Below are 22,437 nucleotides of genomic sequence, written 5' to 3' on the forward strand. Positions count from 1 at the left end.
TATCCTCGATGTTTCCAGAAAACCATATCGGAAATACATTAAAATAGATTCACCTTTTTCACGCCCAGCGAGCGTCCCATGCCCAGCCCCATGTTGATGGAGAGTGTCATCGTATTCGGCGACAGCCTGTCGGACATCGGCCGCAAGTGGACCACCAAGGCGGGCAAGGCGGCCCTGGCCTTCAACGAGATGTACGTCAGCCCGAGCGGGCGCTACAGCGATTGCCGCAACTGGACCGATTTCATGATCGAGGAAGCGACCGGCGGGCAATCACTGGTGGCGAACACGGCGGAGTCGACCATCGCCCTCAGCAAGCGGCACATCAATCTGGGCATGAAAAGCATGCTGGACTGCGCCCATCCCTTCCAGTACGCGAACTACGCCGAAGGCGGCGCCTGCGGCGACACGCCCGCCTCCAAGGCCGCCTTCCTGGGCACGTTCAAGGAACAGATCGACTGGTTCGAGGCGGACCTGCGCACCACCGAACTACAGCTGGGCAACACGCTGTTCCTGGTCTGGTTCGGCGCCAACGATTTGTACACCGCCGGACGCCCGCCCGCGCAGATGCACCAGGTGGCCGACGCGGTCGCCAACGTGCAGCGCAACCGGCTGGTGGAAATCGTCCGCGCGCGCCGCGGCAAATGCCGCTTCATGTTCGTCAACCTGGCGCGCGCCCTCACCTCGGTCCGCTATACCAAGCAGCTGGCCGAGGCGGAGACCGCGCTGACGACGGCGCTGAAGATCCAGCGGGCCGCGCCCACCCACGGCCGCGCCGGCAACCTGTGGCACGCGCAGCAGGCTCTCAACACGGCCGCCGCCAAAAACGTGACGTCGGGCCGCTTCAGCGCCAGCGCCCGCGCGGTGAAGAACCTGCAGGAAAAAGTGACGCTCATCAAAGGCTTCGAGACGGGCGTGATGAACTACAACACCCACCTGTCGCTGATCGCGCGCGGCAACGGCGACTCGGTCGCCGAGGTCGGCAATATCATCAGCGAGGAAACGCTGAACCGCCTGTTCGAAGGCAACTATCACCTGATGGCCGGCGCCATGGCCGGGCGGGCCACGCAGGTAAGCGCGGCGCAGTACGACACGACGGCCGTGCGCCCGATCACCACCATCGACGAGGTGCATCCCACCGATCAGATGTACAAGATCATCTGGGCGGAAATCTACGCGGAGCTCAAACGGTCGAACTGCTCGTTCGGCGAGCTGACCGGCGCGCAGGTCGCCTCGACGCTGGCGACGCTGGCCGGGCCGTCGGCGGCCGTGCGCGGCGACTACAACTCCGTCATGGAACAGATACGCGGAGGCGGCTTCAAGCTCAAGCCGCCGCCCAAGGCCGTGTAGGCCAGGCTAGAACCATTTTTTCTGCAGCGCCGCGAACGTGCCATTTGCCTTGACGGCTTCAAGGCCCTTGCGAAAACGCTCGACCAACAGATCGTCGGTCTTCGGCCCGAACGCCATGTAGCTGCCGCCGCTGCCCAGTTCGGTCAACTGCAATGCCCGGACCAGTACCTGGGACGGGTCGCCCCCTTCGCGCCGCACGATATCCGTGGCCACCATGTCGCTCATCGCCCACAGGTCGACGCGTCCCAGCTTCAGTTTCTCGTAGTTGGTTTTTGGCTGGGCGTTGCCATGCAGCTGGCGGCCCTTGACGAAGCCCTTCGACTCCAGGTACTGCTCGCGCGCGTCGCCGTTGATGGTGGCGATGTTGTAGTTGAGCGCGTCGCCAAGATTGGCGAGCTTGAGCTTGCGTTCGCGCAGGGCGAACAGATAGGAGCTGTCGGGCGGCGAGACCACGCCGACCCACTTGAACAGGTGTTCGCGCTCGGGCGTGCGCATGATCGAGAAGATCAGCACGTTTTCTCCGTGCAAGGCCGTCGCGTAGGCACGCGCCCAAGGCATCATCTGGATGTCGGCCCGCACATCGATTTCCTTGAGGACGGCTTCGACGACCTCGGCGCTGAAGCCGGTGACCTTGCCGTTTTCCCAAAAATTGACGGGCCGGTTTTCCTCCGTAACGCAGGTGACCGTGGGGGCCGCATGCACGGTGATCGCCAAGCATATGAACCCCACCCACAGCAGCAAGCGAAGCGTCTTCATTCCCGCGTAATCTCCTGGCATGGCGTCAAGAACATCTTCGCCTGACGGCAATTATACGCGTGTTCGCTTAGGTTTTTTAAGCTTGGGGCGGCGCCGATCACACGACCAGGCTCAATGCGCTAGCGGCGAGTCTGCCGGCGCTGATGGCCTGAACAACCCGATCAGGCAGCGGCCGGCGGCCAGGCGCCGACCTGGTTCAGCATGCCGAACCAGTCTTCCAGGTGCCAGGTCTGGACGATGCGGTCCTCGCCCAGCGTATGGAACTCGTGGATGGCGATGGCGATCGGCTTGCCGGTCGGCGCGAGGCCGAAGAACTCCCCCCGGTGCGTACCGGTGATCCGCGCCCGCACCGCCGCGCGGCCGTCGCGGCCGAACATGTCCAGCACTTCGATATGCACGTCGGGGAAGGCCGCGGCGAACATATCGACGATGGGCTTCATGCCGGCCAGGCCGGGTTGCTGGCCGGGGCCGAGGGGGATGTCCTGCCAGTCCGGCATCAGCGCCAGCTCGAGCAGCTCGGGGTTCTTGTGGTTGAAGGCGCCGTAGAGATTTTCCATGGCTTGTTGCTGGGCCTTGGTCAGGCCGTTTTCCTGCATGGTCATGATGCTGCTTCCTGTGTGAGTGAACGACCCGCTCACTGTAGCAAGCGGCACCAACGCAAGTCCAATCGATAATGGATATGCGGTATTATCCATGACATGGATTTACATGGAATCGACCTCAACCTACTCGTCGCCTTCGACGCCCTCATCTGCGAACGCAACGTCACCCGCGCCGGCGTGCGCATCGGCCGCACGCAGCCGGCGATGAGCGCCGCGCTGGCGCGCCTGCGCCTGCTGCTGAAGGACGAGCTGTTCGTGCGCAGCGCCGCCGGCCTGCAGCCGACGCCGCGCGCGCTGGAACTGGCGGCGCCGCTGGGCGAAGCGCTGGCCAGCATCCAGCGCACGCTGGATTTCACCCAGGATTTCGATCCATCCCGTTCCACCGTGCGCTTTACGCTGGGGCTGTCCGATCATCCGGCCTTCGTCATGCTGCCGGCGCTGCAGAAGCGCCTGGCGCAACTGGCGCCCGGTATCACGCTGCGCATCAAGTCCTTTAGCGCGCGCGAGGATGCGGTATCGCTGCTCGACGCCGGCGAGGTGGACGCGGCGGTCGGCGTACCCGGCGGCGCCACGCCGCGCATCCCGACCATGCCGCTGTTCGAGGAACGCTTTGTCTGCGTCATGCGCAAGGGCCATCCGCTGGCGAAGAAACGCATGTCGCTGAAGGGCTTCCTGGCCTGCCAGCACCTGCTGGTATCGCCCGAGGGCGACGGCGTCGGCCACGTCGACGTGCGACTGGCGCAGCTGGGCCACAAGCGCGACATCGCCCTCACGCTGCCGCAGATGTACGCGGCGCCGGCCATCGTCGCCCACAGCGATCTGCTGGCGACGCTGATGGAAGGCGTGGTGCAAGCCAGCGGCCTGCGCGGCAAGCTGGCGGTGCTGCCGCTGCCGCAGCTGGACCTGGCGCCAGTGCCCTTCGTGCTGCACTGGCACCGCCGCAACGACGCCCACCCCGCCCAGCGCTGGCTGCGCGACCAGGTGGCGCTGGCATGCGGCCAACTGTACGGCTGAAAATATCGGCTACACTGTCGGTCATATCTCTCCGCGCCACGTCCATGCCTGAAAAGAACCTGCCCGAACTGATCACCCTGAAACGTCTGATCGACGAAGGCGGGCCGCATCTGGAAGTGAGCACCTCCTGCACGGTGGCGATGGACGGCCGCCAGTTCCCGGTGTATGCGATCGCGCTCGGCAATCCGAGCCCGGACGTGCCGGCGCTGGGCTTCTTCGGCGGCATCCACGGCCTGGAGCGCATCGGCACGCAAGTCATCCTGTCGTTCATGGAAAGCCTGCTGGCGCGGCTGCGCTGGGACAGCACGCTGCACCAGCAGCTCGAATCGATGCGGCTGGTGTTCATGCCGCTGGTGAACCCGGGTGGCATGTGGCAGGCCACGCGCTGCAATCCGCAAGGCGTGGACCTGATGCGCAACGCCCCTCTGAGCGCGGTCGACAAGGTGCCGTTCATGCTGGGCGGCCAGCGCTTCAGCCATCACCTGCCGTGGTATCGCGGCAAGGCCGGCGCGCCGATGGAGCCGGAAAGCCGTGCCGTATGCGAGTTCGTCGAGCGCGAGCTGCTGTCGCGCCAGTTCAGCATGGCGCTTGATTGCCACTCGGGCTTCGGCCTGCGCGACCGCATCTGGTTCCCGCACGCGCACACGGCCGCGCCGATTCCGCACCTGGCCGACATCGGCGCGCTGGAGCAGCTGTTCAGCCAGAGCTACCCCAACCACAACTACGTGTTCGAGCCGCAGAGCCGCCAGTACCGCACCCACGGCGACCTGTGGGACTACCTGTATTTGAACGGCACCAGCTACAACGAGCGCGTGTTCCTGCCGCTGACCTTGGAGATGGGCTCGTGGCTGTGGGTAAAGAAGAATCCGCGGCAGATCTTCGACCGCATCGCCATGTTCAATCCGACCGCCAAGCACCGCCTGCAGCGCGTGCTGCGGCGCCACCTGATCTGGTTCGATTTCCTGATGCGCGCCGCCAACAGCCACGGACGCTGGCGGCCGGAAGGCATGGCGCGCAAGGTGCAGCAGCGCCGCGCGCTGACGCAGTGGTACGACGCATGAGCAACTGGGTCCTGCTGCGCGGCCTGATGCGCGAGCAGCGCCACTGGGGACGCTTCCCCGGCCAGCTTGGCGCCGCGCTGCCGGAGGCGGCCATCGTCACGCCGGACTTGCCAGGCAACGGCGAGCGGCATGCGCTGCGCAGTCCGACCACGGTGGCGCGGATGGTGGAGTTCTGCCGCCAGGACCTGCGCGCGCGCGGATTGCAGCCGCCCTACTCGCTGCTGGCGCTGTCGCTGGGCGGCATGGTCGCGGTGGAATGGGCCAGCCGCTATCCGGCGGAAGTGCAGCGCTGCGTATTGATCAACACCAGCATGCGGCCGTTCAGCCGTTTCCACCAGCGGCTGCGCTGGCAAAACTATCCCGGCATCCTGGGTCTGATGCTGCGCGGCGGTGTCGAGCGCCAGGAACGCTTGATCCTGCGCCTGACCAGCAGCAAGGGCGACGCCGCCGAACGCGAAGGCCTGGTGCAGCGCTGGCTCGGCTATCAGCGCGAGTTCCCGGTCAGCCGCCGGAACGCCTTGCGGCAGCTGTGGTCAGCCGCGCGCTTCCGCGCGCCGGCAGCGCGGCCCGCCGTGCCGCTGCTGGTACTGGCCAGCGCCGGCGACCGGCTGGTCGACCATCGCTGCTCGCTGCGGCTGGCGCAGCATTGGAAAGCGGCGCTGGAAGTACACCCCGGCGCGGGCCACGACCTGCCGCTGGACGACGGCGCCTGGGTCGCCGCGTCGGTGGCGAAATGGCTGGCCGGAGAAAAAGGGGCGTAAAATCACGCCCCTATGAACACCACCCCAGCCCTGGACTGCCGTCCGAACTGCGGCGCCTGCTGCACGGCGCCCTCCATCACCAGCCCCATCCCCGGGATGCCGAACGGCAAACCGGCCGGCGTGCGCTGCATCCAGCTGGCCGACGACAACCGCTGCAAGATCTTCGGCCGGCCCGAACGCCCGGCCTTTTGCGGTGGCCTGCAGCCGTCCGCCGACATGTGCGGCGCCAGCCGCGAGGCGGCGATGATCTGGCTGGCCGATCTCGAACGGGCCACCGCGCCGCATTAAAAGCCCCTCAGCGCAGCGTCACCAGCTGCGCCAGCATCTTCATCAATTCCGCGGAAAATTTAGGCAAGATCTCCTTGCTCTCGCAGACTTTGGCTGCTGGCGTCGTGGGTATCGTGGTCTGGATCATGGCTGCCTCCTGCTTGGCTGGTTGGCACCGACAAGCAATAATTTCTTGCTCATGGAGTTTTATCGGCGCATGAGTTATATTCTCCTCCGGCCTTCCAGCGTTATCAAACTAGTTATTTTCGAGATAAGCGTAAGAAAAACTTAGCCTATGGACAAACCGCTGCGCTCACTTTCCGGCCTGATCGACTTCGATTGCGCGGCCCGCTGGGGCAGTTTCAAGCTGGCCGCGCAGGAGCTGCACAAGACCCCGGCGGCGGTCAGCCTGCAGGTCAAGCAGCTGGAGGAGGCCGTCGGTTTCGAGCTGTTTGTGCGCCACCCGCGCCACATCACGCTGACCGACAAGGGCCAGGAACTGGCGGTGGCGGTCGGCCGCACGCTGGGCGAACTGCGCGCCAAGGTCGCCGCGCTGCGGGACGGCGATGATGAAAAAATCCTGCGCATCTCCACCACGCATTCGCTGGCGATCAAATGGCTGGTGCCGCGCATCAGCCGCTTCACCAAGCTGTATCCCGACCTCGATATCCGCATCGATTCCACCGACCGCCTGGTGGACATGGACGACGGCAGTACCGACGTGGCACTGCGCATTTCGGCGGTCGACAGCTCCGATCCCAATTTCCTGTTCCGGGTACGGCTGGTGGCGGTGTACAGCCCGTCGCTGCTGGCGCCGGGCCAGGACGGGCTGAAACTGGCCGATCTGGAGCGCTTCCCGCTGCTGTACGAGGATTCGACCGACAACTGGATCCGCATGCTGCGCGAGAACCATATCCTCAACGGCAAATACGACTTCTCGCGCTCCTACACCAACGCCGCCGTGCTGGTGCAGGCGGCGCTGGCCGGCCACGGCATCGGGCTGACGCACTATGCCATCGCCTACGAAGATATCCTGAGCGGCGCGCTGAAGGTGCTGCCCTGCTTCACCGCCACCTATGGCCGCGGCTATCGCTTCCTGGTCAACCCGAACAAGGAAGGCATGAGCAAGGTCACCCGCTTCCGCGCCTGGGTGAAGGATGAAATCGAAGAGATGCAACGCTCGCTGGATTGACGGCGGCGCGCGATTGCTCTACCTTGGATGGACATCAACCGGTGCGCCATATGAGTTCACTCCTCCGCTTCCTCGCTGTATCCCTGCTCGCGACGCTGGCGCCGGCCGCCCATGCCGCCGACGCCGCCAAGGCGGAGCTGCGCTACGTGCAGAAAAGCGAGGAACGGCCGTCGCCAGACAAGCGCGAATTAAGCCGCTTCCAGGAGGCGCTGGGCATCGCGCTGGCACGGCGGATGGGCCGGCCGATACGCTTCCTGTCGCTGCCGCGCAAGCGCATGGTGGGCGCGCTGGAAAGCGGCGACGCCGATATCCTGTGCGCCTATGTGCCGGCCTGGATGCAGGGCGATGTCTACTGGAGCCGCCCTTTCATCCCCACCTCGGAAGTGCTGGTATCATCGAGCCGCGTGCCGGCGCCGCGCACACTGGAGGAACTCAAGGGCAAGCGCATCGGCACGGTGCTGGGCTTCCGCTACCCGGAGGTCGAGCAGCGCCTGGGGGCGGATTTCGTCCGCGACGATGCGCCGTCGGCCGACCTGGCGCTGCTGAAGTGGCAGACCGGCCGCTACGACTACTTTCTCGCCGCACGCACCATGATCGACAAGCAGGCGCAAAAAGGCGCCCTGCCGGCCGGCTACCATCTGCTGGTGGTCAACGAGTATCAATCCATGTGCGCGGTGGCGCGCCAAGGCAACGTCAGCCTCGACGAAGTCAACGCCGCCATCAACGCCATTGAAAAGAGCGGCGAGCTGGCGCGCATCATGCGCCTGCGCTGATCAGCGCACCAGGCAAGGACGCTTGGCGTCGAAACTCCAGCCGGGGATCAGGAACTGCATCGCCACCGCGTCGTTGCGCGCGCCCAGGCCCATATTGAGGTAGCGCTGGTGCGCCGCCTCCACTTCCACCATGTCCAGCTCCACGCCCAGGCCGGCCCTGGCCGGAACGTCGACCATGCCGCCCTTGATCCGCAGCGGCTCCTTCGTCAGGCGCTGGCCATCCTGCCAGATCCAGTGCGTGTCGATGGCGGTGATCTTGCCCGGCGCGGCGGCGGCCACGTGGGTGAACATCGCCAGCGAAACATCGAAGTGGTTGTTCGAATGCGAACCCCAGGTCATGCCCCATTCATGGCACAGCTGCGCTACGCGCACCGATCCCTGCATGGTCCAGAAATGCGGATCGGCCAGCGGAATATCGACCGACTGCAACTGGATCGCATGACCGAGTTCGCGCCAGTCGGTGGCGATCATGTTGGTGGCGGTCGGCAGGCCGGTCTCGCGGCGGAACTCGGCCATCACCTCACGGCCGGAGTAACCATCCTCCGCGCCGCACGGGTCTTCCGCATAGGCCAGCACGTCGCCCTTGTCGCGACACAGGCGGACCGCGTCCTTCAGCAGCCAGCCGCCGTTCGGATCGAGCGTCACGCGCGCCTGCGGAAAGCGTTCGGCCAGCGCGGTGACGGCTTCGATCTCGTCCTCGCCGCGCAGCACGCCGCCCTTCAGCTTGAAGTCCTTGAAGCCGTAGCGTTCGTAGGCCGCTTCGGCCAGCGCCACCACCGACGAAGCATCCATCGCCGGTTCGTGGCGCAGCCGCGACCACGCATCGGCCGCGCCCATGTCGCTGGCGTAAGGCAGCGTGGTGCGGGTGCGGTCGCCGATGAAGAACAGGTAGCCCAGCATCGGCACCTGGTCGCGCTGCTGGCCGTCGCCCAACAGCGCCGCCAGCGGCACATCGAGGTGCTGGCCCAGCAGATCCAGCATCGCGCACTCGATAGCGGTAACAGCATGGATCGCGATGCGCAGGTCGAAAGTCTGCAAGCCCCGGCCGCCGCTGTCGCGGTCGGCGAACGTGGTGCGCACCTTGTTGAGCACCGCGTTGTAGTGGCCGACCGGCTGGCCGACGATCAGCGCCTGCGCATCCTCCAGCGTGGTGCGGATCGCTTCGCCGCCAGGCACTTCGCCCACGCCCCGGTTGCCGGCGCTGTCGGTCAGGATCAGCAGGTTGCGGGTGAAGTACGGCCCGTGCGCGCCGCTCAGGTTGAGCAGCATGCTGTCCTGCCCCGCCACCGGAATGACGCGCATGGCTGTAACGACGGGAGTGGCGCTTTGACGAGAGGAGTTCATTAGTCTGGGTCCGGTTTTTACGACTATTTGGATTGCAGTTTCAACTCGCCTTCAAGACGGATATCGTCGGAGGCGCTGCCGACCATCAGCTTGAAGTCGCCGGCTTCGGCGCCCCACGCCAGTTGGCTGTTATAGAACGACAGCAGGTTGCGATCGATGGTGAAGCTCACGCGGCGCTGCTCACCCGGCTTCAGGTGGATCTTCTGGAAGCCCTTCAGCTCCTTCAGCGGCCGCACCACCGACGAGACCATGTCGCGCAAATACAGCTGCACGATTTCCGTGCCTTCGGCCTTGCCGGTATTGGCCAGGTCGAACGACAGCGTGACCTTCTGGTCCGGTGACATGGCTGCGCTGCTGAGCGCCAGGCCGGAGTATTTGAAGTCGGTATAGCTCAGGCCATGGCCGAAGGCGTAGCGCGGCGTGTTGACCGAGTCGATATAGGCCGACTTGTAGACCACGTTCTTCTCGTCGGTCACGGGACGGCCGGTGTTGTACTGCGCGTACGACAGCGGTATCTGGCCGACGCTGCGCGGGAAGGTGATCGGCAGCTTGCCGGAGGGGTTATAGTCGCCGAACAGCACGTTGGCGACGGCGTTGCCGCCCTCCGTGCCGGGGAACCAGGCATAGACGATGGCGTCGGCCTGGTCGGCGATGGTGTTGAACACCAGCGGACGGCCGGCCAGCATCACCACCACGACCGGCTTGCCGGTGGCCTTCAGGGCGCTGAACAGCTTTTCCTGCTGGCCCGGCAGCGTGATGTCGGTGCGCGACTTGGCCTCGCCGCTCAGGTCCCAGGTTTCGCCGACGGCCAGCACAACGATGTCGGCCTTGGCCGCCGTGGCGACGGCATCGGCAAAGCCCTCGCTGCCGGCGCAGCCGCTGGCGCAAGCCTGCGCGTAGCTGACTTCCGCCTTGCCGGCATGGCTGCGGATGCCGTCAAGGATGCTGACCACCTTGGCACGTTCGCCCTGCACCACCCAACCGCCTTCCAGGTCGCGCTGGGAATCGGCCAGGGGGCCGATGACGGCGATGCGCCGCGGCTCGCGCGACAGCGGCAGCGTCTTGCGCTCGTTCTTCAGCAGCACGATCGATTTCTGCGCCACGTCCAGCGCGGCGGCGCGGTGCGAAGGATCGCTCAGCACGGCCTTCTCGCGCGCCGCGTCCGAGTAGCGGTAAGGATCGTCGAACAGGCCCAGCTCGAATTTCTTGACCAGGATGCGATGGACCGCATCGTCCAGCGTCTTCATCTTGACCTTGCCGGACTTGACGGCGTCCTCCAGGTGCTGGCTGTAGGCGTAGCCTTCCATGTCCATGTCGCTGCCGGCGTTGATGGCCTTGACGGCTGCATCGGCCAGGTCGCTGGCATAACCATGCGGCACCATCTCGCGCACCGAACCCCAATCGCTGACGACGAAGCCCTTGAAGTTCCAGCTGCCCTTGAGGATGTCGCGCTGCAGGAAGGCGTTGCCGGTGGCCGGTATGCCGTTGAGCGTGTTGAAGGAGTTCATGAAGGTGGCCGCGCCGGCGTCCAGCGCCGCCTTGAACGGCGGCAGGTACACTTCGAACAGCTGCTGGTTGCTCATGTCGACCGCGTTGTAGTCGCGGCCCGCCGTGGCCGCACCGTAGGCGGCGAAGTGCTTGGCGGTGGCCATCACGGAATCGGTGGCGCCCAGCTGCTTGCCCTGGAAGCCCTCCACGCGGGCGCGGGCGATGGCCGAGCCGAGGAAGGTGTCTTCGCCGGCGCCTTCCATCACGCGGCCCCAGCGCGGATCGCGCGCGATGTCGACCATCGGCGCGAAGGTCCAGTGGATGCCGGAAGCGGCGGCCTCGCGCGCGGCGATACGGGCCGACAGCGCGATCGCGTCCATGTCCCACGAGGCGGATTCGCCCAGCGGGACCGGGAACACCGTCTGGTAGCCGTGGATCACGTCAAGGCTGAACAGCAGCGGAATATGCAGGCGGGACTTGAGCGCCAGCGCCTGGATCTCGCGCGTGTCGGCGACGCCTTTGACGTTCAGCATCGAGCCGACCTTGCCGTTGCGGATGTCGGCCAGCTTGTCGGCGTAGTCGCTGCTGGCCGGCCCGGTGAACTGGCGGCCGGAAAGCTGGTGCAACTGGCCGACCTTCTCGGCCACCGTCATCTGCTTCATCAGCGCCGCGACCTTGGCTTCGATGCGGGCATCCTGTGCTTGGGAGAGCAGCGGCAGCAGGGCCGCGGCCAGGGCAAGAGTAGTCTTCTTCATGGTCATTTATATTGCTGCTGTTTTTGGTCGTAGTATGCCTTCATCGTGTAGAAGGCCTGTTTCTTCTTGCCGGTCTCCGAGATCAAGCCCTTGCGGTTCCAGAAGTCCTGGTAGTACGGGTGCGGACGGCGCGGCGAGCGGAAGTCGGTCAACACCCACGGCGTCATGCCGCGCAGGCCGGGAATCGCGTCCAGCATCTTGAACTGGTTCTTGTACAGCTGGTCCTGGTATTCCTCGCTCCAGCGGGTATCGCTGTCCGCGTGCAGGCCGCCCAGCGCGTCCGCGCCGAATTCGGTGATGATGACCGGCTTGTTGTAATTGACCTTGAACGAGAAGTTCAGCATCTCCTTGTTGTTGGACCAGTACCAGCCGGCGTATTCGTTGAAGCTGGCCAGGTCGATCTTGTCGGCCAGCGGATCTTCCACCGTCACCTCGTTGCCCTTGCGGTGCACTTCCAGCGCGGCGCCGACCAGGCGGGTGCGGTCCAGCGAACGCACGGTGTCGGCCAGCCTGCCCATGAAGTCGTTACGCGGCGCGCTCACCGGCGTCTCATTCCCGATCGACCAGATGATGACGCTGGCGCGGTTCTTGTCGCGCGTGACCAGGTCCGTCAGCTGCTGGTGCGCGTTGGCGTAGACTTCCGGCTTCTCCCACGAGATGGTCCAGTACACCGGCACCTCGGCCCAGACCAGGATGCCCATCTCGTCGGCCAGCCTGATCATCTCTTCGCTGTGCGGATAATGCGCCAGGCGGACGTAGTTGCAGTTCATCTCCTTGGCCCACTGCAGCATCATGCGCATGTCGCCCTCGCCGCGCAGGCGGCCCGGTATCAAGGGGTTCTCGTCGTGCAGCGAGATCCCGCGCAGGAACACCGACTTGCCGTTCAACAGCAGGTCCTGGCCGCGCGTTTCGATGGTGCGGAAGCCGATACGGTCGTTCAGCTTGTCGGTGGCGCCGGCGATGGTGACGGTGTACAGCTTGGGATCTTCCGGCGACCAGTAGCGCATCTTGTTCTTCGCCAGCGGGATGCTGACTGCGGCGCGGCCGTCGGCGCCGGTGTGCACGGTGGCCTTGACGCCCGCCTCGGGGATGGTGATCGTCACGTCCTGCGAACGCTGCGCGCCGCTCATCTGCACGAAGCCTTCGATGCGGCCCATGTCGCCCTTGGCCAGCTGGATCTGGTAGTCGGCGATGTAGGTGTCCGGCGTTTCGGCCAGCAGCACGTCGCGGGTGATGCCGCCGTAGTTCCACCAGTCGGTATTCAAAGTCGGGATGTCGTCCTGGTGGCGGGTGTTGTCGGCCTTGACGATGACGGTGTTCTGGCCTTTCAGCAGCCGGCCCGTGACTTCGAACTGGAACGGCGTGAAGCCGCCCTTGTGGCTGCCCAGTTTGCGGCCGTTCAGGTAGACGTGCGCTTCATAGTTGACGGCGCCGAAGTAGAGAAAGTACTTCTTGCCTTCCTTGGGATCGGACTGGAACTGCTGGCGCATCCAGACCGTGCCTTCGTAGTTCTCCAGCTTGGCGTTCTGCGAATTCCAGTCGCCGGGAATGGCCAGCGTCGGCGAGCCGTCGAAGCTGTATTCCACCGATTCGCCTTTGTCCTTGGGCTTGCGGTCGTCGTAGAAACCGCCGGAGCCGGTGGCGGATTGGTCGAACGGCTGGTGGCGGTAGTTGTAGTAGCCGGCCTCGTAGGGATCGATGATGTAGTTCCAGCGGCCGTCGAGCAGCAGGTGGCTGCGGCCGTAGATGTTATGCAGCGTCGGCGGCTGCGTCGACTGCACTGCCGGGACCATGCCCGCGCGAGCGGCCGGCACCACCAACGCCTGGCCCGGCGCCTGGTCGTCCTGCGCCCATGCGGCGGCAAGCGCCGACAGGCATCCCGATACCAACAACAGCTTCAACATACTGCGCATCGTGTCTCCAATTTTTTATTAACTACTGAATTTACCTTCGTATGCCGGCGGCGTGGCGTCGATATGCAACGTCAGGCGCAGCGGCAGCTTGCCCAGCACCGGTGCCAGATACTCGTTGGCGGCGGCCAGCACGGCGTCGCCGACCGCCGTCACCAGTTCATTGCTGCGGCCTGGGGTGATGCGCATGTTCATGTAGACGAACGCGCGTCCCTGTTCGCCGTCTGCCACCGCGTATTGCGCCGCCGGATAGGCCAGCACCCGGGTGCCGTACAGCGGGAACACCAGTGCGCCATTGGCATCCTTCAGCGTGACCAACGTGTGCGACAGCGTCTTGCACAGCGCGCCGATGTCGGCGTGCTGGTCCAGGTTGGCGGTGTATTCGATCTTCAGGTGCGGCATGATGTCCTTACTGGTACTTGATGGTCCACTTGATCGTCAACGGTTCCTTCATCGTCAGCTTGCCGGTGCTGCAGGTGACGAGCGACTTCATGGCACCGTACGGCGCCATGAAATCCTTGGATCCATTGGTCGGCGCCACTTCGCACTTCTGCAGGCCGGCCACGCTGTACTCGCCGACGTCGCCCTTGGCGAAAGTGACTGTGCCGCCCTTGATGGTCGGCTGCTCCGAGAACGAAGCGAATTCCAGCACCACCTTGTCTACTTCCTGCGTTCCCACCGGCGTGTAGACGTCGTTGCGGGTCAGTTGGCCGTGCTCCAGCGTGTAAGTGGTCTGCAGCTTGATGCGGTTGTCCTTGACCGGCCCTTTCTTGCCCAGGCGGTCCAGCTCATCCTGGCGATAGCTGACAGTGTAACGCTGACCGTCCTGGCGGGTCTTGATGTCTTTGATCCAGGCCGCGCCGATCAGCTGCGCGCCGTCGGCCATGGTGAACTTCGGCAGCAGCTGCGCATGCGTGCCGCCGCTGTCGGCCACGCCGGAGACGATGCCCGGCGCGAACGGCAGCGGATAGTAAGGGCTGTTGTCATGCTGGCTGCTGCCGCCGTTGATGATGTTCAGGCTGACGATGTGCTTGCCATCGCGGAAAATCGTCAGCGCGCGGTCGTATTCGCCCTGCGCAAACGTGGTGGTGCTGAACTGCGGACGGTTCTTGTCCAGCCACGCCTGCAGGTCGGCCTTCGGCGCCACGTCCTTCATGCCGGCCTTGTTCCAGGTGTCGTTGGTGTAGATCAGCTGGTGCAGCAGCGAGAAGTTCTCGCCAAGGATGCGGTGCTTGCCGCGATAGGCGTCGGTGCGGCGGCCCTTGCCCCACATGTCCAGCGAATTCATGCCCGGGTCGTACCAGAAGTCCATGTAGCGGGCGGCCACGCGCGACGAGAAGGCATACGCATACTGCTTCTCTTCCGGCGTCAGTACGTCGAGGAAGGCCGACACGGACAGTATCTCGACCAGCGCCGTTTCGCCGTAAGGCCCGAGGCTGCGGCCGAAGCTGAAGCCGTCGCCGGCGGTGTTGCCGACGTTGAGGGCGATGTCGGCCGCCTTGCGCAGCAGGCCTTTCAGTTCCGGCGTCGGCTCAAGGCCGGTTTCCAGGAAGCGCTCGCAGATCTCGGCGATCAGCAGGATGCTGTAGCGGTCGAAGCGGCCCTCGCCGTCGGTTTCATCGGAGAAGCCGAACTTGCCCGAGTATTTCTTGTAGTGGGTGAGCATCCTGTCGAGCAGGATCTTGGCGCCGCTGTCGTCCTCCCAGCCCATCAGCATGCGCAGGCGCGCGATGCTGAACGCCACGCCGTAGTAGTTGGTCGGCAGGTTGATCAGCTCATACTGCGGCACCGTGACGAAGGTGCGCCAGTCCAGCTGCTTGCGCAGTTTCTCCAGCGTGGCCGGGCTGACGGCCTGCTCCAGCAGGCCCGCCTCCTTCAGCTTGACCAGCGTGCCGATGTAGTAGTAGATGCCCCAGGTGTGGTTGTCCATGCCGACCGTCATGTCGGCGATGTCGCGGTAGTCGCGCAGGCGCTGCGGCAGCGACGGGTCGTCCTTGGCGCTGTTGAGCAGCACGTGGCCCAGGCCCGCAGCGACTTTACCCGGCAGGAATTTGTCGCCCGACTTGAACGGCGCATAGCCGTCGATGATGACGGCCTCCTTTTCCGCGACCAGCTTCTTGAAGAAGTAATCCAGCTGCTTGTAGGCGTTGTCCTGGACGATGCGGTTCATCGGCGCGGTCGCCAGCGGCGGCACGTAGCTGGCCGGCGATGTCACTGCGGATACCGCGGCGGTCTGCGCGACGGCGCCGCCGGTGGCGGTGGCGGTGGCGGTGGCGGTGGCGGTGGCGGTGAGGATGGCAAGCGCAATCGCGCTCAGGCGGAATCGGGTGGAAGTCATGGGGTGGGCGTCTCAGATTGGTAATTTTATGGAAAACGTTTAACTGATGTTATTTGATTTTGCCGGACAGGTAAAGCCTTGCGCGAAAAAAAACCGGTTCAGCCGTTGCGGTTCTGCGTGGAGCCGCGCAGTATCAGCTGCGGTTCGATCAGGCTGAAGCCGGCCGGCTCGCCGCGGATCTGCGCGATCAACTGCTCCATCGCCGCCGCGCCCAGGCGCTCGCTTTGCAAGTCGACGGTGGTCAGCGGCGGCGATGTGTAGTTACCGAAGCGGATATTGTCGAAGCCAGCCACCGAAATGTCGACCGGCAGGCGGAAGCCCAGCGTCTGCGCGGCCTTCATGAAGCCGAGCGCCATCAAGTCGTTGTAGCAGATCAGCGCATCAGGGTGCCCCGAGCCCAGCATGATCGAGGAGCACATGCGCTCTCCCTCCTCCGACGACGGCGCGGCGCCGTCGTACACGGTCAGCTGCAGCCCTTGCGCGGCAAGGCATTCGCGGATGCCGGCCAGCCGCTCCTCGTCGCGGCGCGATTTCGAGAAGCCCAGGTAGGCCACCTTCTTGTGGCCCAGCGCGATCAGGTGGCGCGTCAGCATGCAGGCGCCGCGATGGTCGTCGCCAGCCACCCACGGCAGGTCGCGCGTGGCCAGCCGGCCGAAGAACACCAGCGGCTTTTCCAGCGCGACGATCCAGTCCATGTCCGCCTCGGGGATGCGCGAAATGACGATCATGCCGTCCACGCGGCGGCTCAACGCCTCCAGCAAGGGACGCTCACGGTCCGGGTTTTCCTCGGTGTCGACCAGCAGCAGCGTGTAGCCGTGCGCCTGCGCCACCCGGTTGGCGCCCTTGACGACGCCGGTGAAGTGGGGGTTGCCGACGTCCAGCACCGACAGGCCGATGCTCATGGTGCGGCCGGTGATCATCGAGCGCGCCAGCGGATTCGAACGGTATCCCAGATCGGCGATCACCTGCGTCATCGTCGCCTCGACCGCCGGCGAAAACCGCTGCGCACCGTTGACGAATTTGGACACGGTAGCCGTGGAGACGCCTGCGGCGGCTGCAACATCGCGGATCGTGGGGATAGGTTTTTTCATGAAGCGATTGACCTTGAAAATATTTTCGTTATACTGCTGATTAAACGTTTAACCAAGCCTAACTCCTCAACCATATAAAAGCAAGCCATGACTTCTAGTGTAAAACCATTCAAACGCATACTCCTGACCGGCGCCGGCGGCGGCCTGGGCACCGTCCTGCGCGAGCGCGCCAAGGCATGGGCCGATGTCGTCCGCCTGAACGACGTCAAGGATCTCGGCCCGGCGGCCGAGGGCGAGGAAATCGTCATCGGCGACCTGGGCGACCGCGACGCCGTCCTGAAAATGATGGAAGGGGTGGACGCGGTACTGCATTTCGGCGGCATTTCGGTCGAAGACAAGTTCGAGCCTATCATGAACGCCAACATCCTCGGCCTGCACCACCTGTACGAGGCGGTGCACAAATGCGGCGTCAAGCGCGTGATCTACGCCAGCTCCAGCCACGTGGTCGGCTTCTACGAAACCACGCAGCTGGTCGACGCCAGCATGCCGCTGCGCCCGGACGGCTTTTACGGCGTGTCGAAAGCCTTCGGCGAGGCGCTGTCGCGTTACTACTACGACCGCTTCGGCACCGAGACCGTCTGCCTGCGCATCGGTTCCTCGTTCCCCGAGCCTAAAAACTCGCGCATGATGGTGACCTACCTGGCCTACGACGACCTGGTGGAACTGATCCGCTGCTCGCTGTTCACGCCGCGCGTCGGCCACACGATCACCTTCGGCACCTCGGACAATCCAACCAAGTGGTGGGACAACAAGCACGCTTCGCACCTGGGTTACGCGCCGAAGCACAGCTCCAGCGAATTCGCCGCCAGCTTCCCGAACAACGCCGACTATCCGGCCAAGGACGACGCGCCGACCGTCTACCAGGGCGGCCCGTTCGTCACCGCGGGACCGATGTACAAATAACGCCGCACCCTCAAAAAAATATAAACGAGACGCCCACATGAAACCAACCTATCTGCACGCCGCCGTGCTGGCCGCCTTCACGGCGGCTGCACTGCCCGCAATGCCATCATTTGCCGCCGAAGCGCCAACCACCGAAGCGGCCGCGCCGTCGGCCGCCATCAATCCGAAGGCGGTGCTGAACGCGATGGAGCGCGTGGCCGACTGGCAGCTGGCCAATCCCAGCAAGCACCGCATCGACGACTGGACGCAGGCGGTGGGCGATACCGGTTTCATGGCCCTGGTGGGCATCTCGGGCGACCGCAAATACCGCGACGCCATGATCGCCGTCGGCGAAAAGAACGAATGGAAGCTCGGCCCCAACCACTACCACGCGGACGACCACATCATCGGCCAGACCTACGCCGAACTGTATCTGCAGCTGCGCGACCGGAAGATGATCGCGCCGATGCGCGCCAGCTTCGACGACATCCTGGCCAACCGCCGCAGCGGCACGCTGGAGTTCACCGTCAAGGGCAACCAGGAACGCTGGTCGTGGTGCGACGCGCTGTTCATGGGACCGCCGACCTGGCTGCGCCTGTGGGCCGTCACCGGCGACCAGCGCTACCTGGACTTCGCCGTCAGCGAATGGTGGGTCACCTCGGACTACCTGTACGACAAGGAAGAGCACCTGTACTTCCGCGACTCGAACTACTTCGACAAGCGCGAGGCCAACGGCAAGAAGGTCTACTGGGGACGCGGCAACGGCTGGGTGATGGGAGGCCTGGTGCGCATGCTGCAGTACCTGCCGGTCAACCATCCGGACCGTCCGCGCTTCGTCCAGCAGTACCAGGACATGTCGGCACGGCTGCTGAAGCTGCAGCAGGCCGACGGCCTGTGGCGCGCCAGCCTGCTCGATCCGGACAGCTACCCGATGAAGGAATCGAGCGGCTCGGCGCTGTATGCCTACGCCTTCGCCTGGGGCGTCAACCAGGGCCTGCTGGACGCCAAGGCCTACAAGCCGGCGGTGCAGAAAGCCTGGACCGCGCTGGTGGCCAACGTGCAGGCCGACGGCAAGCTGACCCACGTGCAGCCTATCGGCCTGGCGCCGAAGGTCTTCGACGACAGCGCCACCGAAGTCTATGGCGTCGGCGGCTTCCTGCTGGCCGGCAGCGAGGTGTATCGCATGGCGGTGCTGGACAAGGCCAAGCCGCAGACGGTCACCGTGACCAACGGCACCGATGGTCTGCGCGGCGACGAGCTGGTGGAAGTGGCGCTGGGATCGAGTCTCAAAGCCCCCGTGGTGATGGACGCCTCCACCTCGGCCATCCTCAATTCGCAAGTGATCGGCAAGCAGCTGCTGTTCTCGGTCAACCTGCCGGCCGGCGACACGCACCGCTACCTGGTGCTGCCGGCCGAGCGCCTGGCCGCCGTGCCGCCGGCCGACGTCAAGACGCACGCCCGCTTCGTGCCGGAGCGCCTCGACGATTTCGCCTGGGAGAGCGACCGCATCGTCCACCGCGTCTACGGCCCGTCCATCATCAACGATCCGAAGGAACACCTGATCAGCAGCGGCGTCGACGTCTGGGTCAAGAAGGTGCGCTACCCGGTGGTCGATAAATGGTACAAGAACGGCGAATATCACAAGGACCACGGCGAAGGCCTGGACTACTACCACGTGGGCCAGAACCGCGGCTGCGGCGGCACCACCGTCTATACCGACAATGCGCTGCACAACTCGTCCAACTACCAGAGCTGGAAGGTGCTGGCGGACGGCCCGCTGCGCTCCGTGTTCGAACTCAGTTTCGGCAAGTGGGACGCGGGCAGCGGCCGCATGGTGTCGGAAGTGAAGCGCTACTCGATCGACGCCGGCTCCAACATGACCCGCGTGGAAAGCAAGTACACCGCCACCGGCAAGGGCCCGCTGACGGTCGGCGTCGGCATCGTCCAGCGCGACCAGCCGGGCGAATACGTCACCGACGCAGCCGGCGGCTGGGCCAGTTACTGGGAACCGCAGCACGGCGACGACGGCACCACCGGCTGCGGCGTGATCCTGCCGGCCGGCGCCAGCGGCTTTGCCGTCGCCGACAAGCAGCAGCTGACGCTCGGTACCGCGCAGCCGGGCAAGCCCTTCGTCTATTACTTCGGCGCCGGCTGGAGCAAGAGCGGCGACTTCGCCGACGGCGCCGCCTGGCAAGCCTACGTGCGCAACTACGCGCAGAAACTGAAGGCGCCGCTGAAGGTCAGCTCGAAATAGTTCTGCATCACCGCCGGCGGTCCGCGCGCCCGCCGGCGTATTTTTTAAGCCTGAATGGTAGCGCTTCCACAAAGCAGTTTAATAGTACTTAATAATATTTCTGGAGACATCATGCAATCATCCTTACCGACGCTGCGGCCCATCACGGCCGCAGTGGCACTCGCCCTGCTGGCAGCAGCCCACACCGCTTCCGCCCAGCAGGCCACGCCCGTCGACAGCGGCAAGCTCGAATCCGTCGTCGTCACCGCCAACAAGCGCGCACAAAACCTGCAGGACGTGCCGGCCTCGATCACCGTGCTGGGCGACGCCGTGCTGCAGCGCTCCAACGTGCGCGACCTGGAAGACATCCCCTCGCTGTCGCCGGCGCTGACGCTGTCCTACGGCACGCAGCCGGGCAACTTCAGCATCAATATGCGCGGCATCGGCACCTTCTCGCTGGGCATCGGCGTCGAGGCCGACGTGTCGGTCATCGTCGACGATATCCCGCTCGGCATGCAGGCCGGCGCGTTCAAGGACCTGGCCGACGTCTACCGCATCGAAGTGCTGAAGGGCCCGCAATCGACCTTGTTCGGCAAGAGCTCGATCGCCGGCGCGCTGAACATCACCACCAAGCCGATCGGCGGCCCGATCAAGACCAACGTCAGCACCTACATCACCGACGACCATGAATGGCGCGGCGGCTTCAGCGTCAGCGGCTCCGTGTCCGACAACCTGCGCATGCGCCTGGCGGCCAGCAAGACCAGCTACCAGGGCACCCTGAACGACCTGACCACCGGCGGCCACCTGAACGGCAGCAAGGGCGACAACCTCAGCGGCAAGCTGGAGTGGACGCCGATCGACCAATTGACCGTCACGCTGACGCCGCACTACAACCGCACCGAGAAGTTCTGCTGCTCGAGCGCCTACAGCTACATGTCGCCGGGAGGCATCTACCGCAACGCGCCGCAGCTGCCGGTCTCGCTGGTGCTGGCCGGCATCAACATCGGCCCGGGCAACCGCGACGTGCGCAACGACTACCCGACCGGCGGCAAGTTCCATGACGTGGGCACCGGCGTCAAGCTGGACTGGGCCTTCGATCCGAACGGTCCGCTGGCCGGCCACACGCTGAGCTCGATCTCGTCCTACAGCCGCTACCATATGGACGACTACCAGGACAACGACAACACCGACGTCGACATCCTGCCCTTCCTGCTGCTGCCGAACGGCAAGCCGACCGGCATGCACGGCGGCCTGTTCCAGTATGGCTCGTTCGACGTCCATTCGACCACCCAGGAATTGCGCCTGACCTCGCCGGACAAGGGCGCGGTGCGCTACGTGGCCGGCCTGTGGTACGGCAAGAACTGGCTCAACCGCGAGCTGACCAAGGCGCCGCTGATCCAGGCCTACGGCACCTCGTACGGCGCCGACGCGTGGAACATCAGCAAGGCCATCTACGGCCAGGGTTCGTGGGATTTCGTGCCGAACACCAGCCTGATCCTGGGCGGCCGCTACAACGACGAAGACACCGGCTATAACTTCCGCCGCTACACGGTGCCGCCGCAGTCGTTCGCGATGACCGAGTTCTATCACAAGGAAGACAACGACAAGAGCTTCACCGGCAAGCTGGGCCTGGAGCACCGCATCAACAAGGACAGCATGGTCTACGGCATGGCCTCGACCGGCCACAAGGGCGTGGCCTATGACCTGACGTCGGGCTTCACCGCCGCCACCGCCAAGCTGCCTGCCGTCAAGCCGGAAACCGCGCGCAGCTACGAGATCGGCTTGAAGCAAAGCCTGCTGGACAACCGCGCGATGTTCAGCGCGGCGCTGTTCCGCACCAACTTCAAGAACTTCCAGCAATCGTCGAGCTTCTTCGACGCTGACGGCACCTACCGCACCGGCTTGAACAGCATCGGCGGCCTGCGCACCCAGGGCGTGGAAGTCGAGGGCAGCATCCGCGTGACCCGCGAGCTGCAGCTGAACGGCAGTTTCGCCTACACCGAGGCGACCGTGCAATCGTTCGAGAACGGCCCGTGCTACAACGTGCTGAACGCCACCGGCACCGGCACCGTGCCGGGACCGGGCTGCGCCAACAGCCCGAAGTACAACAACACCAATGTGCAGAATCTGGCCGGCAAGACGCTGCCGAACGCGCCCAAGATCAAGGTCAACCTGGGCGGCCAGTATGACGTGGTGCTGCCGTCGCAGAGCTTCAACGGCTTCGTCGCGGCCACCACGCGCTACCAGAGCCGCACGCAGTTCTCGCTGAGCCAGGATCCGATGACGGTCCAGGGGGCCTACAGCATCACCAACCTGAGCGTCGGCGTGAAGGACAAGCAGGACCGCTACAAGTTCACCTTCCTGGTCAACAACCTGTTCGACAAGCGCTACGCGGCAGGCCTGAACAACGGCTATGCCAACAGCAACTGGAGCAGCAAGGCGCCCAACACGCCGCTGGTGGTCAACACCACCGAGTGGCTGCCGCCGCGCGACTTCCAGCGCTACTTCGGCGCCCGCCTGGACATGACGTTCTAAGAGTTTAGTAGCACAGGCATCACCTCGCATCTCCCTCTTACCGGCTTGCGGCCGCACAGCAGCCACCGGTTTTTCGCCCCCTGTCCGC

At 64.8% G+C, this 22,437-nt stretch carries 18 protein-coding genes; 10 read left to right on the forward strand and 8 right to left on the reverse strand.

The window, feature by feature from the left end:
• Positions 1 to 78: 78 nt before the first annotated feature.
• Positions 79 to 1,347: an SGNH/GDSL hydrolase family protein gene (locus ACSQ3S_RS31160; protein WP_436144791.1), complete on the forward strand. Its 1,269-nt coding sequence runs from the start codon at positions 79 to 81 to the stop codon at positions 1,345 to 1,347.
• Positions 1,348 to 1,353: 6 nt separating this feature from the next.
• On the opposite strand, the gene ACSQ3S_RS31165 is transcribed toward ACSQ3S_RS31160, so the two are convergent.
• Both ACSQ3S_RS31165 and ACSQ3S_RS31170 read right to left on the reverse strand, forming a co-directional pair.
• Positions 1,354 to 2,103 carry a substrate-binding periplasmic protein gene (locus ACSQ3S_RS31165; RefSeq protein ID WP_436144792.1) on the reverse strand — a complete coding sequence of 250 codons (750 nt, stop codon included), beginning with the start codon at positions 2,101 to 2,103 and terminating at the stop codon, positions 1,354 to 1,356.
• A 161-nt stretch (positions 2,104 to 2,264) separates the two neighbouring features.
• Positions 2,265 to 2,705, reverse strand: a complete 441-nt coding sequence (locus tag ACSQ3S_RS31170) for an ester cyclase (RefSeq protein ID WP_436144793.1) — start codon at positions 2,703 to 2,705, stop codon at positions 2,265 to 2,267.
• Positions 2,706 to 2,801: 96 nt separating this feature from the next.
• Here ACSQ3S_RS31170 and ACSQ3S_RS31175 point away from each other — a divergent pair, with 96 nt between their 5' ends.
• From ACSQ3S_RS31175 to ACSQ3S_RS31200, 6 genes are all read left to right on the forward strand, one after another.
• Positions 2,802 to 3,719 carry a LysR family transcriptional regulator gene (locus ACSQ3S_RS31175; protein WP_436144794.1) on the forward strand — a complete coding sequence of 306 codons (918 nt, stop codon included), beginning with the start codon at positions 2,802 to 2,804 and terminating at the stop codon, positions 3,717 to 3,719.
• Between the two features lie 44 nt (positions 3,720 to 3,763).
• Entirely contained in the window at positions 3,764 to 4,780 is a 1,017-nt protein-coding gene (locus tag ACSQ3S_RS31180; protein WP_353401369.1) for a M14 family zinc carboxypeptidase, read from the forward strand.
• Complete coding sequence (locus ACSQ3S_RS31185) at positions 4,777 to 5,541, forward strand: alpha/beta fold hydrolase (protein WP_436144795.1); 765 nt, start codon at positions 4,777 to 4,779, stop codon at positions 5,539 to 5,541. The genes ACSQ3S_RS31180 and ACSQ3S_RS31185 overlap by 4 nt, the downstream gene beginning before the upstream one ends.
• Positions 5,542 to 5,553: 12 nt before the next feature.
• A complete protein-coding gene (locus ACSQ3S_RS31190; RefSeq protein ID WP_176652182.1) occupies positions 5,554 to 5,829 on the forward strand; it encodes a YkgJ family cysteine cluster protein in 276 nt (91 codons plus the stop codon).
• Positions 5,830 to 6,103: 274 nt separating this feature from the next.
• On the forward strand, positions 6,104 to 7,000 hold the full coding sequence (locus tag ACSQ3S_RS31195) for a LysR substrate-binding domain-containing protein (RefSeq protein ID WP_176652181.1): 897 nt from the start codon (positions 6,104 to 6,106) through the stop codon (positions 6,998 to 7,000).
• 50 nt (positions 7,001 to 7,050) lie between these two features.
• Positions 7,051 to 7,773 (forward strand): substrate-binding periplasmic protein, encoded by a 723-nt coding sequence (locus ACSQ3S_RS31200; RefSeq protein ID WP_436144796.1) that lies wholly within the window; start codon positions 7,051 to 7,053, stop codon positions 7,771 to 7,773.
• Here the strand turns inward: ACSQ3S_RS31200 and gudD are convergent, their stop codons facing one another.
• The 6 genes from gudD to ACSQ3S_RS31230 form a co-directional block, all read right to left on the reverse strand.
• Entirely contained in the window at positions 7,774 to 9,117 is a 1,344-nt protein-coding gene (gene gudD / locus ACSQ3S_RS31205; RefSeq protein WP_176652179.1) for a glucarate dehydratase, read from the reverse strand.
• Positions 9,118 to 9,140: 23 nt separating this feature from the next.
• On the reverse strand, positions 9,141 to 11,360 hold the full coding sequence (locus tag ACSQ3S_RS31210; RefSeq protein ID WP_436144797.1) for a glycoside hydrolase family 3 N-terminal domain-containing protein: 2,220 nt from the start codon (positions 11,358 to 11,360) through the stop codon (positions 9,141 to 9,143).
• Between the two features lie 2 nt (positions 11,361 to 11,362).
• Entirely contained in the window at positions 11,363 to 13,273 is a 1,911-nt protein-coding gene (locus ACSQ3S_RS31215; RefSeq protein ID WP_436144798.1) for a glycoside hydrolase family 2 protein, read from the reverse strand.
• 18 nt (positions 13,274 to 13,291) lie between these two features.
• Entirely contained in the window at positions 13,292 to 13,672 is a 381-nt protein-coding gene (locus tag ACSQ3S_RS31220; RefSeq protein ID WP_176652176.1) for a 5-carboxymethyl-2-hydroxymuconate isomerase, read from the reverse strand.
• Positions 13,673 to 13,679: 7 nt separating this feature from the next.
• Positions 13,680 to 15,608 (reverse strand): hypothetical protein, encoded by a 1,929-nt coding sequence (locus ACSQ3S_RS31225; RefSeq protein WP_436144799.1) that lies wholly within the window; start codon positions 15,606 to 15,608, stop codon positions 13,680 to 13,682.
• 98 nt (positions 15,609 to 15,706) lie between these two features.
• On the reverse strand, positions 15,707 to 16,699 hold the full coding sequence (locus tag ACSQ3S_RS31230; RefSeq protein WP_176652174.1) for a LacI family DNA-binding transcriptional regulator: 993 nt from the start codon (positions 16,697 to 16,699) through the stop codon (positions 15,707 to 15,709).
• Between the two features lie 87 nt (positions 16,700 to 16,786).
• Between ACSQ3S_RS31230 and ACSQ3S_RS31235 the strand changes: the two genes are divergently transcribed.
• From ACSQ3S_RS31235 to ACSQ3S_RS31245, 3 genes are all read left to right on the forward strand, one after another.
• The gene (locus tag ACSQ3S_RS31235; protein WP_176652173.1) at positions 16,787 to 17,602 is read left to right on the forward strand and encodes an NAD-dependent epimerase/dehydratase family protein; all 816 of its coding nucleotides are present in this window, start codon (positions 16,787 to 16,789) and stop codon (positions 17,600 to 17,602) included.
• Positions 17,603 to 17,639: 37 nt separating this feature from the next.
• A complete protein-coding gene (locus tag ACSQ3S_RS31240) occupies positions 17,640 to 19,835 on the forward strand; it encodes a glycoside hydrolase family 88 protein (RefSeq protein WP_436144800.1) in 2,196 nt (731 codons plus the stop codon).
• A gap of 111 nt (positions 19,836 to 19,946) precedes the next feature.
• Positions 19,947 to 22,349, forward strand: coding sequence for a TonB-dependent receptor (locus ACSQ3S_RS31245; protein WP_436144801.1), 2,403 nt, complete (start codon positions 19,947 to 19,949; stop codon positions 22,347 to 22,349).
• The last annotated feature ends 88 nt before the right edge of the window (positions 22,350 to 22,437 follow it).

Origin of the sequence: Duganella sp. LjRoot269 (assembly GCF_964254095.1) — a bacterium.
In the GTDB taxonomy this organism is placed as follows: Bacteria; Pseudomonadota; Gammaproteobacteria; order Burkholderiales; family Burkholderiaceae_D; genus Rugamonas; species Rugamonas hordei.

Coding starts and splice junctions, on each gene's coding strand:
- ACSQ3S_RS31160 (WP_436144791.1), top strand. CDS start 79: ATGCCCAGCCCCATGTTGATGGAGAGTGTCATCGTATTCGGCGACAGC.
- ACSQ3S_RS31165 (WP_436144792.1), bottom strand. CDS start 2,103: ATGAAGACGCTTCGCTTGCTGCTGTGGGTGGGGTTCATATGCTTGGCG.
- ACSQ3S_RS31170 (WP_436144793.1), bottom strand. CDS start 2,705: ATGACCATGCAGGAAAACGGCCTGACCAAGGCCCAGCAACAAGCCATG.
- ACSQ3S_RS31175 (WP_436144794.1), top strand. CDS start 2,802: ATGGATTTACATGGAATCGACCTCAACCTACTCGTCGCCTTCGACGCC.
- ACSQ3S_RS31180 (WP_353401369.1), top strand. CDS start 3,764: ATGCCTGAAAAGAACCTGCCCGAACTGATCACCCTGAAACGTCTGATC.
- ACSQ3S_RS31185 (WP_436144795.1), top strand. CDS start 4,777: ATGAGCAACTGGGTCCTGCTGCGCGGCCTGATGCGCGAGCAGCGCCAC.
- ACSQ3S_RS31190 (WP_176652182.1), top strand. CDS start 5,554: ATGAACACCACCCCAGCCCTGGACTGCCGTCCGAACTGCGGCGCCTGC.
- ACSQ3S_RS31195 (WP_176652181.1), top strand. CDS start 6,104: ATGGACAAACCGCTGCGCTCACTTTCCGGCCTGATCGACTTCGATTGC.
- ACSQ3S_RS31200 (WP_436144796.1), top strand. CDS start 7,051: ATGAGTTCACTCCTCCGCTTCCTCGCTGTATCCCTGCTCGCGACGCTG.
- gudD (WP_176652179.1), bottom strand. CDS start 9,117: ATGAACTCCTCTCGTCAAAGCGCCACTCCCGTCGTTACAGCCATGCGC.
- ACSQ3S_RS31210 (WP_436144797.1), bottom strand. CDS start 11,360: ATGAAGAAGACTACTCTTGCCCTGGCCGCGGCCCTGCTGCCGCTGCTC.
- ACSQ3S_RS31215 (WP_436144798.1), bottom strand. CDS start 13,273: ATGCGCAGTATGTTGAAGCTGTTGTTGGTATCGGGATGCCTGTCGGCG.
- ACSQ3S_RS31220 (WP_176652176.1), bottom strand. CDS start 13,672: ATGCCGCACCTGAAGATCGAATACACCGCCAACCTGGACCAGCACGCC.
- ACSQ3S_RS31225 (WP_436144799.1), bottom strand. CDS start 15,608: ATGACTTCCACCCGATTCCGCCTGAGCGCGATTGCGCTTGCCATCCTC.
- ACSQ3S_RS31230 (WP_176652174.1), bottom strand. CDS start 16,699: ATGAAAAAACCTATCCCCACGATCCGCGATGTTGCAGCCGCCGCAGGC.
- ACSQ3S_RS31235 (WP_176652173.1), top strand. CDS start 16,787: ATGACTTCTAGTGTAAAACCATTCAAACGCATACTCCTGACCGGCGCC.
- ACSQ3S_RS31240 (WP_436144800.1), top strand. CDS start 17,640: ATGAAACCAACCTATCTGCACGCCGCCGTGCTGGCCGCCTTCACGGCG.
- ACSQ3S_RS31245 (WP_436144801.1), top strand. CDS start 19,947: ATGCAATCATCCTTACCGACGCTGCGGCCCATCACGGCCGCAGTGGCA.